Origin of the sequence: Sodalinema sp. (assembly GCF_046483825.1) — a bacterium.
In the GTDB taxonomy this organism is placed as follows: Bacteria; Cyanobacteriota; Cyanobacteriia; order Cyanobacteriales; family Geitlerinemataceae; genus Sodalinema.
In genome coordinates this window covers 1-9434 of record NZ_JAWOCL010000236.1, presented here as the reverse complement: position 1 = coordinate 9434, position 9434 = coordinate 1, and the positions used below count along the sequence as shown (strand labels likewise).

General features: G+C 49.2%; 9 protein-coding genes. 5 read left to right on the top strand and 4 right to left on the bottom strand.

The annotated features are described in order from the left end of the window. Window positions 1-190 precede the first annotated feature (190 nt). Window positions 191-1858: an ABC1 kinase family protein gene (locus R6U67_RS15265; RefSeq protein ID WP_410253343.1), complete on the bottom strand. Its 1668-nt coding sequence runs from the start codon at window positions 1856-1858 to the stop codon at window positions 191-193. A 275-nt stretch (window positions 1859-2133) separates the two neighbouring features. On the opposite strand from R6U67_RS15265, the gene R6U67_RS15260 reads away from it, so the two are divergent. From R6U67_RS15260 to R6U67_RS15245, 4 genes are all read left to right on the top strand, one after another. After that, window positions 2134-2871 carry a 2-phosphosulfolactate phosphatase family protein gene (locus R6U67_RS15260; RefSeq protein WP_410253342.1) on the top strand — a complete coding sequence of 246 codons (738 nt, stop codon included), beginning with the start codon at window positions 2134-2136 and terminating at the stop codon, window positions 2869-2871. Window positions 2872-2984: 113 nt separating this feature from the next. Beyond that, window positions 2985-4220, top strand: coding sequence for an LL-diaminopimelate aminotransferase (locus R6U67_RS15255; RefSeq protein WP_410253341.1), 1236 nt, complete (start codon window positions 2985-2987; stop codon window positions 4218-4220). Between the two features lie 126 nt (window positions 4221-4346). After that, window positions 4347-5507, top strand: a complete 1161-nt coding sequence (locus tag R6U67_RS15250; RefSeq protein ID WP_410253340.1) for an AAA family ATPase — start codon at window positions 4347-4349, stop codon at window positions 5505-5507. Further along, on the top strand, window positions 5504-6106 hold the full coding sequence (locus R6U67_RS15245; protein ID WP_410253339.1) for a hypothetical protein: 603 nt from the start codon (window positions 5504-5506) through the stop codon (window positions 6104-6106). The genes R6U67_RS15250 and R6U67_RS15245 overlap by 4 nt, the downstream gene beginning before the upstream one ends. Window positions 6107-6138: 32 nt before the next feature. Here R6U67_RS15245 and arsS read toward each other — a convergent pair whose 3' ends face one another. Both arsS and R6U67_RS15235 read right to left on the bottom strand, forming a co-directional pair. Further along, window positions 6139-7143: an arsenosugar biosynthesis radical SAM (seleno)protein ArsS gene (gene arsS / locus R6U67_RS15240; protein WP_410253338.1), complete on the bottom strand. Its 1005-nt coding sequence runs from the start codon at window positions 7141-7143 to the stop codon at window positions 6139-6141. A 100-nt stretch (window positions 7144-7243) separates the two neighbouring features. Next, the gene (locus tag R6U67_RS15235; RefSeq protein ID WP_410253337.1) at window positions 7244-8242 is read right to left on the bottom strand and encodes a methyltransferase domain-containing protein; all 999 of its coding nucleotides are present in this window, start codon (window positions 8240-8242) and stop codon (window positions 7244-7246) included. A 240-nt stretch (window positions 8243-8482) separates the two neighbouring features. Here R6U67_RS15235 and R6U67_RS15230 point away from each other — a divergent pair, with 240 nt between their 5' ends. Then, complete coding sequence (locus tag R6U67_RS15230) at window positions 8483-9202, top strand: response regulator transcription factor (protein WP_410253336.1); 720 nt, start codon at window positions 8483-8485, stop codon at window positions 9200-9202. Between the two features lie 125 nt (window positions 9203-9327). Here R6U67_RS15230 and R6U67_RS15225 read toward each other — a convergent pair whose 3' ends face one another. After that, complete coding sequence (locus R6U67_RS15225; RefSeq protein ID WP_410252681.1) at window positions 9328-9429, bottom strand: zinc ribbon domain-containing protein; 102 nt, start codon at window positions 9427-9429, stop codon at window positions 9328-9330. Window positions 9430-9434: the final 5 nt, after the last annotated feature.

Here is a 9434-nt window from a genome sequence, read left to right as displayed (position 1 = left end):
ACCCCTAACCCCTCCCAGGAGGGGAGAACCCACCTCTTGCCTTTTGCCTCTTGCCTCTTGCCTTTTGCCTCTTGCCATCCCCTCTTGGGAGGGGTTAGGGGTGGGTTATGCCTCTTGCCTTTTGCCTCTTGCCATCCCCTCTTGGGAGGGGTTAGGGGTGGGTTATGCCTCTTGCCTTTTGCCTCTTGCCCTAAAAGCGTTCTCGGATAATAAAGATAAGAAACGATTTGAGGAAAAAGAACGCGGATAAGCCGGAAATGCCGAAGGCAATAAAAGCTGCAATGGGATAGGTTCCTGAGAGAAAAACAGCCCCTGACAGGATAGAAAACCCGGTGATGCAGGCATAGACTAACACCGTTAACATAAGTTGAATCCGCTGCATTTGCCGTTCCATTTCTGGCGAGTTGGTGCGGAATTGAAACTCGCCCCGTTCGAGTCGCCCCTCAAGTTCTCGTAGTAGCACTTCTGCGCGGCTGGGGCGATTGAAGCGTTGATTGATAAAGCCTTTAGCTTGACGGGTAATCTCACCAAACACCTGTCCTCGCCCACTTTGATTCTCAACCACTAAGGTTTTAACAAAGGGTTTGGCGCAACCAATTAAGCTATATTGACTGTCTAACGTTCGGGCAATTCCATCGAGGGTTCCTAGGGCTTTTAAGACAAACGTCATTTGGGCGGGAAGTCGAAACGGCTGCTGTTCAAACATGGTGTAGAGTTCCCGTTTGAGTTCCCCAAATTCTTGAAATTCAATGGGGCGATCGCGAAATCGATCTAGGGCAAACTGTACCAAATTTCGCACGGGAGTCATATCAGAGAGTTCCTCAACTAACCCCATCGAAATCAGCGTTTCGAGGACTTCATCGGTGTCTTTACGCAAGACAGCAAAGAAACTCCGCGTCATTTCGGTTTGATTGAGAGAGTTAATTTCTGACATCATGCCGAAATCATAGAAAATAATCTGTCCTTCTGGGGTAACTGCCATATTTCCCGGATGGGGATCGGTATGAAAAAAACCATCAATTAACAGTTGTTTGAGATAGCAGCCAATCCCCATGACGTTGAGTTCCCGGAGATTGATGCCAATCGATTCTAAGGTTTCTTTATCGTTGATTTTAATCCCCGGTAGATATTCGAGGGTAAGAACCTTAGAGGTGGTATAGCGCCAATAGACTTTTGGCACTAAAATGGTGTCCGACTCTTCAAAGTTTTCTCGAAAACGCTCGGCATTTTTGCCTTCATGAATATAGTCGATTTCTTCGTAAATATAAGTCCGAAACTCGTTGTAAATGGATTGGAGGTCATATTTACGAGTCCAACGAAATAAACGCTCGGCTAAAACAACCTGTTGATAAAGGACTTGAAAATCTAAATTAAAGAGTTTCTCTAAGCCCGGTCGTTGGACTTTCACGACCACATCTTCCCCCGTGTGTAGGCGGGCTTTGTGAACTTGTCCTAAACTGGCGGCTGCAATGGGATGATAATCAAAGTCTCGATAGAGGCTATGGAGGGAATTTTTGAGTTCTTTTTCAATTAGGGCGATCGCCTCATCGGAAGAAAAGGGCGGAACTTTATCTTGCAGTTGGGAGAGGGCGCGGATATATTCGAGGGGTAATAAGTCCCCTCGCGTCGAGAGGGCTTGACCGATTTTGATAAAGGTTGGCCCTAAATCGAGGAGGGTGTTGACTAACCACTGGGCGCGACGTTGACGATGTTTAGAATCACGTTTTCCCCGGAGGCGATCGCAGCCAAGAAACCACAATAGCTTGGCCGTAGCCGCAAAAATTTCCACCTGGCGGGCGAACAGAGAGGTTCGGGTGCGTTGCCAACGCAAGGGTTTCGGAGATGCTTTGACTAACATAGACGGGGATTGAGCGAGGGGATAGAGGGATGGAAACGGCTCAGACCGCTGAGGGGTCTATCTCTCGCCAACGGTTCTTTAAAAACAGGTTGCACTATAGGAAGTGTAGGTGAAAATTGCCCTCAATAGGAGGTCACAGGGATTTCATAGACAACGAATAGACCACGAGACAACTCAAGAGACGAGTGTTGGCGACGTTCCTCATCGAGTCAATGGGATGAACACATCCTGATAGGATGAAGGGCGTTGTTGATGTCAAATTGCCCCCAACTGCTGTGAAGGTTTATTGTTATCACACTCCCGAACTCACCCCGGTTGAGCCAATCCCCGCCTGTGCGGTGGCCATCGATGTTCTCCGGGCCACAACCACCATCGCCACGGTTCTCGCTGCTGGGGCCGAAGCGGTGCAAGCTTTTAGCGATATCGATAAACTCATGGCGGCCAGCGACGGCTGGGACCCCTCAAAACGCCTGCGAGCGGGGGAACGAGGCGGTGCCAAGGTTGAGGGCTGCGATTTTGGCAATTCGCCCCTAGAATATCACCGCGATCGCGTCTTAGGATGTCGTCTGTTCCTGAGTACCACCAACGGAACCCGCGCCCTACACCGAGTCGAAGCCGCGCCAATTCTCCTGACAGCGGCGTTGGTGAATCGCCGGGCCGTGGTGGAGTTTTTGGCCCAAAACCAACCCGAAACCGTCTATTTGGTCGGTTCAGGCTGGCAAGGAAGTTACTCCTTAGAGGATACCGTCTGCGCCGGGGCGATCGTCGCCAGTTTGCTAGAGTCGGGGTCTGTCAGCTTGGCGGAACTGGCCGGAAATGATGAAACGGTGGCCGCCTTGGCGTTATATGAACAATGGCGCGATCGCCTGGTGGACCTCATGGCGATCGCCAGTCACGGCCAACGACTCTTACGACTCAACTGTAACGCTGATTTAGAGTATTGCGCCCAGGAAGATATCCTCGATGTCTTACCCCGACAGCAACAACCCGGCGTTCTGATGGCCCAATCCTAAGCTTAACCCCAAGCTTAGCCCGAAGACCAACCCTAGCCCCCGGCTCTAGGCTGCGATAAAATGCAAGACTGGCCGGGATGATCCTGTGTATTGATTGAGAGTATTGAACAACAATGGCAACGATTAACGAAAATTACCTAAAACTGAAAGCGGGCTATTTATTCCCAGAAATTGCCCGTCGTGTGGCGGCGTTTACGGAGGCGAATCCCGAGGCCCCGATTATTAAATTGGGCATTGGCGATGTCACTGAACCCCTGCCTAAAGCCTGTTTGGACGCCATGTCGAAGGCGGTTTCCGAAATGGGCGATCGCGCCACCTTCAAAGGCTATGGCCCCGAACAAGGCTATGGTTGGCTACGAGAAAAAATCGCCGCCCAGGATTTCCAAGCCCGCAATTGTGACATCGACGCCTCCGAGATTTTTGTCTCCGATGGGGCAAAATGTGACACCGGAAATATCCTAGACATCTTTGGCAAAGATAACCGCATTGCGGTGACGGATCCCGTGTATCCCGTCTATGTCGATACCAACGTCATGGCCGGACATACTGGCCCCGCCAACGACGATGGTAAATATGAGGGGTTAGTCTATATGCCCATTTCAGCGGATAACAATTTCACCGCTGAAATTCCCTCAGAAAAGGTCGATTTAGTCTATCTCTGTTTCCCCAATAACCCCACCGGGGCAACGGCGACGAAAGAGCATTTAAAAGCCTGGGTTGATTACGCACGAGACCATCAAGCCATTATCCTGTTTGATGCGGCGTATGAAGCCTTTATTACCGATGCCAGTTTGCCGCATTCGATCTATGAAATTGAAGGGGCGAAAGACTGTGCGATCGAATTCCGGTCTTTCTCTAAAAATGCTGGCTTCACCGGGACTCGTTGCGCCTACACCGTGGTTCCCAAAACCCTAACCGCCACCACCGCCAGCGGCGAAACGGTCCAACTCCATCAACTCTGGAATCGTCGCCAATCCACCAAGTTCAACGGGGTTTCCTACATTGTGCAACGGGGGGCAGAAGCCGTCTATTCCGAGGCAGGACAGGCGCAAATCAAGGCGTTAGTGGGCTTTTACTTGGAAAACGCTAAAATCATCTGCGATCGCCTCAGCAACGCCGGTTTAACGGTCTATGGGGGCGTGAATGCACCCTATGTCTGGGTCAAAACCCCCAATGGTTTATCCAGTTGGGAGTTCTTCGACAAACTCCTACAAACCGCCAACGTCGTCGGAACGCCGGGGTCTGGCTTTGGGGCCGCCGGTGAAGGCTATTTCCGTATTTCGGCCTTTAACAGCCGCGCCAATGTCGAAGAAGCGATGACTCGTGTGACGCAAAACTTAAAGGTTTAAGGGTCTTCTGGATCTACGGTGGGATTTGTTGCAGGGTATACAAAATTGTAGGGGCGAAAATTTTTTCGCCCCTACGGCAACTTACAACGCCCTTAGGCTTAAACCTGTCTTCTCCTGAATTAATCAATGTACATTCAACGGATTAAACTCAAAAACTGGAGAAACTTCACTGATATTGATGTTCAACTTCGAGAACGAGTCTTCTTGATTGGACCCAATGCTTGTGGAAAGTCCAACTTTTTGGATGTATTTCGCTTTTTGCGGGACATTGCTGACCCCGATGGCGGTGGGTTGCAGCGGGCGGTCAAAGAACGAGGGGGCGTATTGAAACTGCGCTCTCTCTATGCCCGCCGTTACCCCACCATCGAAATTGAAGTTCACCTAGGAGCAGATTTATCCAGTCCGCCTCAGTGGGTTTATAGCATTGGCATCAAAAATCAAAAAGGGGGAGATAACCCTCCAATTTTAGCTTGGGAAAAAGTCTGGAAAAATAACTGTCTAATTTTAAATAGACCGGACAAAGATGATGAAGAGGATGTAAAACTACTGACACAAACTGCCTTAGAGCAACTCCGATTTAATCGAGACTTTAGAGACATTCAAGTTTTTTTTCAATCGACCCTTTACTTACATCTCGTCCCACAACTCCTCAGATATCCCGATACCTTTGAAAGCGCCACTCTGCGGGCAGATCCGTTTGGCAAAAACTTCCTAGAGCGGGTTATCAAAACTCCTGATAAAACCCGCAAAGCTTGGCTGAGCAAGATAGAAGATGCTTTAAAAGTAGCTGTTCCTCAAATGAAGCAGTTAACGGATATCAAAGATGATATGGGACATCCTCACCTGGAAGCCGTCTATGAACATTGGCGACCTAAAGCGGGTAAACAACGAGAAGACCAGTTTTCTGATGGAACCTTACGTCTAATTGCCCTATTTTGGTCATTGTTAGAAACAAAAAACTCGATTCTTTTATTAGAAGAACCCGAACTGTCGCTGAATGCGGCAATTGTCGCCAAACTTCCAGCTATTATTGCTCGATTACAGAAAGGGAAAAAGAGTCAAGTTATTCTGAGTACCCATAGTGCAGATTTACTCTCAGACCCGGGAATTGACGGTCGAGAAGTAATCATGATGCAACCGAAAAAGGAGGGGACAGAGGCTAGAGTCGTTTCTTCAATTCCAGAAATTCGCCAACTTCTTGAAGCCGGACTCACCATTTCAGAGACGGCCTTACCACAGACCGCCCCCCCGAATATACAGCAATTAGAGTTAGAGTTGTGGTCGTGAGTTCAACTCCAATTAACTTAGTCTATGAAGATGTCCTCAGGGGTGCCGTTTTAGATAAAATTTTAGCCCATGTTGAAGCAGACTATGTCGTGGGACTGCGGTTGAGTAAAAATGGGTTTGGCTACATCAAAAAGAATATCAGAGGCTTCAACAAAGCGGCACAAGGGAGTCCCTATCTGGTTTTAACGGATTTAGATCAGACAGATTGCCCCATCACCTTAATTCAAGACTGGTTAGGTGGTCAACCGAAACATCCCAATCTTCTCTTTCGGATTGCTGTGCGAGAGGTTGAGTCTTGGCTTTTGGCAGATCGTCGGGCATTTTCTGATTTTTTTGCCGTAGATTTAGCCAAAGTACCCCAAAATCCAGACCTGGTTGATGACCCGAAACGAGACTTAATCAATTTAGTCAGAACTTCAAAACAAAAAGATCTAAGACAGGCGATTGTGCCAGAACAAGGTAGTACGGCAAAGGTTGGTAAAGACTACAATGCACCGCTGTTGAAATTTATCAGCCAGCCGTGGCGTGTTCGGGAAGCAATGAACCAGTCGAAGAGCCTTCAACGGACTGTTTTCGCCTTAGAAGCCTTCCAGTTTTGACTCGTCATTACTCCCCTTGAGGCGGGTCAATCCTACGTTAACGCACCGCCACAACTCGAACCACATCCCGCCGTACAGCCATAACAATAGTCCCGAGTTTGGATTTGTTCAATGACATCCAAACTCCCCGCCTGCAACAACGTCTGCACTGTTAACGGTTCTCCCGTCGCCGCGAGAGCCTCAACCCCCTCCATCTGGTTGAAATCACAATCATAGATATTTCCCAGATAATCCACCGAAAGCTGATTACGACACATCACCCCCGCCACCGTCGCGGAATTGAAATTGGCTTCTAAAAAAGCCGTGTAAGATTCATGTAGATGCTGACGTTGCAAAAACTGTTTAGTCCGTCCAATGGGGAGATTGGTAATCGTCAAAAGATTGTTAAACTCAACGCCAAATTGCTCCCCTAAATGAGCTTTATAGGCGGCTTCCAATGCCTTCTGATCTGGCGGGAGTCGAAAGTCATCCTGAGACCAAGGCATCGGCGGATTATAGACTAAATCTAAGCTCAGTTCTGGGTGTCGTCCATATCCCAATTGATTGAGCCATTGCAGGGCGCGAATTGACTCATCAAACACGCCATTTCCGCGCATTTTATCAACATTGTCTGCCAGATAACAGGGCAGCGAGGCAACCACTCGAAGCTGATTTTGAGCGAAATACTCTGGCATATCGTCATAGCCAGGGACAAAGTAAATGGTTAAGTTGGAGCGAACAATAACCTCTTTTCCATTGGCTCTAGCGGCTTCAACTAAGGGCTTAAACCCCTTGTGCATTTCCGGCGCTCCGCCGGTTAAATCAAGAGTTTTAATCTGAGGAAACTGCTCAATTAAGGTGACTAAATCCTGCCAAGTTTCTCGCGAAATTTCTTCGGTTCGCTTCGGGCCAGCTTCGACATGACAATGGCTACAGGCGAGATTGCAGCGTTTCCCGAGGTTCACCTGCAACACTGAGATTTGTTGTTTGGTTAGGGGTGCGTCAAGCTTGTGATGAAATGGGGTAATGGTTTGAGAGCGAGTCGGAGCTTGTACCATGAAGAATAGGATACGTTAGATGTTCAAATCGTGCAACAAGGGTGAGGTAAGAGAGTCCTCACCCAAATGTTTAAGCGTTAATAAGTTGAACGGAATTAAACTAGGAACAGCAGGATTGTTTAGGGGTGGATGAGGGTTGGGAGGATTGCGATCGCACCGCCGAAGGGCCAGGAGTCGCTTTTACGGTTCCTTTATAGGCGCGAACCGTCAGCGATCGAAACTCAATTCCATCAACAACTTGCCAAGGTTCTTCCTGACGACTGAGGACATTAACATCACGAAATCCCACTTGCTCAAACTTTTTAGGAAACTCCGCTTCTTGGAACGCCCCAGCAATACAACCACTCCATAAGTCGGGGTCATTGAGAATCGTCTCGGTGGGGAATTGGTCACTCACAATATCGGAAATAACCGCCCGACCACCGGGTTTGAGGACTCGGAAAATCTCTTGGAAAAGCTGCTGTTTGTCCCGAGGACGCACTAAATTAAGGACACAGTTGGAGACGACCACATCAATGCTATTGTCAGCGATGAGGGGCGTTTCTCGGCGGAGGCGATCGCAGGCTTGTTCAAAGTCAGACAAGTCCTCTAAATTGTGAATCGGATGTTCACTCAGCCAGTGTTGAACCTGCTGCATATCAAGGGCTAAATCTTGAATTTTACCCTTGACAAATGATAGGTTTTGATATCCGATTTTTTCGGACATCTCATCTTGATACTTGCGAGCTAAGGCTAACATTTTGTCATTGAAATCAACCCCAATCACGGAGCCATTAGCACCAACTTTTTGAGACAGGATATAACAGATTTTTCCAGCCCCCGATCCCAAATCTAAAACGGTTTCGCCAGCCTGAACATAACGAGAGGGGTCGCCGCAGCCATAATCTTTCTCCAAAATTTCTTGGGGAATCAGCTTCAAATAGGTGTTGTCGTACTCGGTGGGACAACACAAACTCGGCTGAACTTGGTCGGCTCCAGCTTGATAGCGCTCTAGCACCACCTGTTCGACATCATAAGTCTGAGATGAGGTCTGGGAAGAGGTCTGGGAAGAGGTCTGGGATGAGTTTGGACGCAGGGTCGAGGGAGTGTTTTGGGTCATAATCAAAAAATCGGGTCAGTTCTTGTACTGTATCGCGATCGCCCCCAGATGTGATGACCTGTGATGACCCACAGGGTCTATCTTGGGGTCTAGGGTTGCATCTACTGGCAATACGTCCATCGACTCGCATCGGATTGTTGACGCTTCCCAAAACCCATCAACGGTCAACTCTGAGCCAGGAGACATCCCCCAAGCCGTAAAATGGAAGCAGCCTCACCGCTCACTTCCAAGTCCCTCGCCATGCGTATTCTTCTCGTTGATGACGAAATTGAACTAACCACTCCTCTCTCGCAAGCCTTAAAACGAGAAGGGTATGAGATTGACGTGGCGTTCAGCGGACGAGACGGACTCACCCTAGCGGCCCAACATCAGTATGATTTATTGGTCTTAGACTGGATGCTTCCCGAATCCTCAGGGTTAGAGGTTTGTCGGGAGCGGCGATCGCATGGAGACACCACCCCAGTCCTGTTCCTCACCGCCAAAGATACCCTCGATGACCGCGTTTTAGGACTCGACGCGGGCGCCGATGACTATCTCGTCAAACCCTTTGAACTGCGAGAACTCCTGGCTCGCGTGCGGGCCTTACTGCGGCGATCGCCCCATTGGGACGGCGATCGCCACCCACGTCCCGACGCCACGTCAACCTCCCCAACCCCGGGCCAACAGCGATTACAGGTCGGGGATCTCGAACTCGACCTCGACAACCAACTGGCCCATCGTCAGGGACGCACCATCGACCTGTCGGGCAAAGAACTGCGGCTACTGGCCTATTTCATGAGCCATCCCGGACAACTCCTAACCCACCAACAAATCCATGAGTATCTCTGGGATGGCGATCGTCCCCCCAGCAGCAATGTCCTCGCGGCCTCAATTCGTCTGTTACGCCGCAAACTCTCCATCTCCGGCGAACCTCCCCTAATTCACACGGTTTACGGCAAAGGCTATCGCTTCGGCGATTAGTCCCCAAAGAGAGCAACCATCAAGGTACGCCCCTAAGTCTTTCCGCTCTCTAAAACTTACTCAAACTTAATCATTTGATGTTTAGTTCCTAGCTTGGATCTTCCGAGACCTTTCCATCACTAGGCTTACACGGTTGAACTCTCCGCGTTTTCCAAATTAATTGCCGCATTTAAATCACGATCTATGGAGACGTGACAGTTCGGACAGTCATACTGTCTTTTGTCCAGGGGCA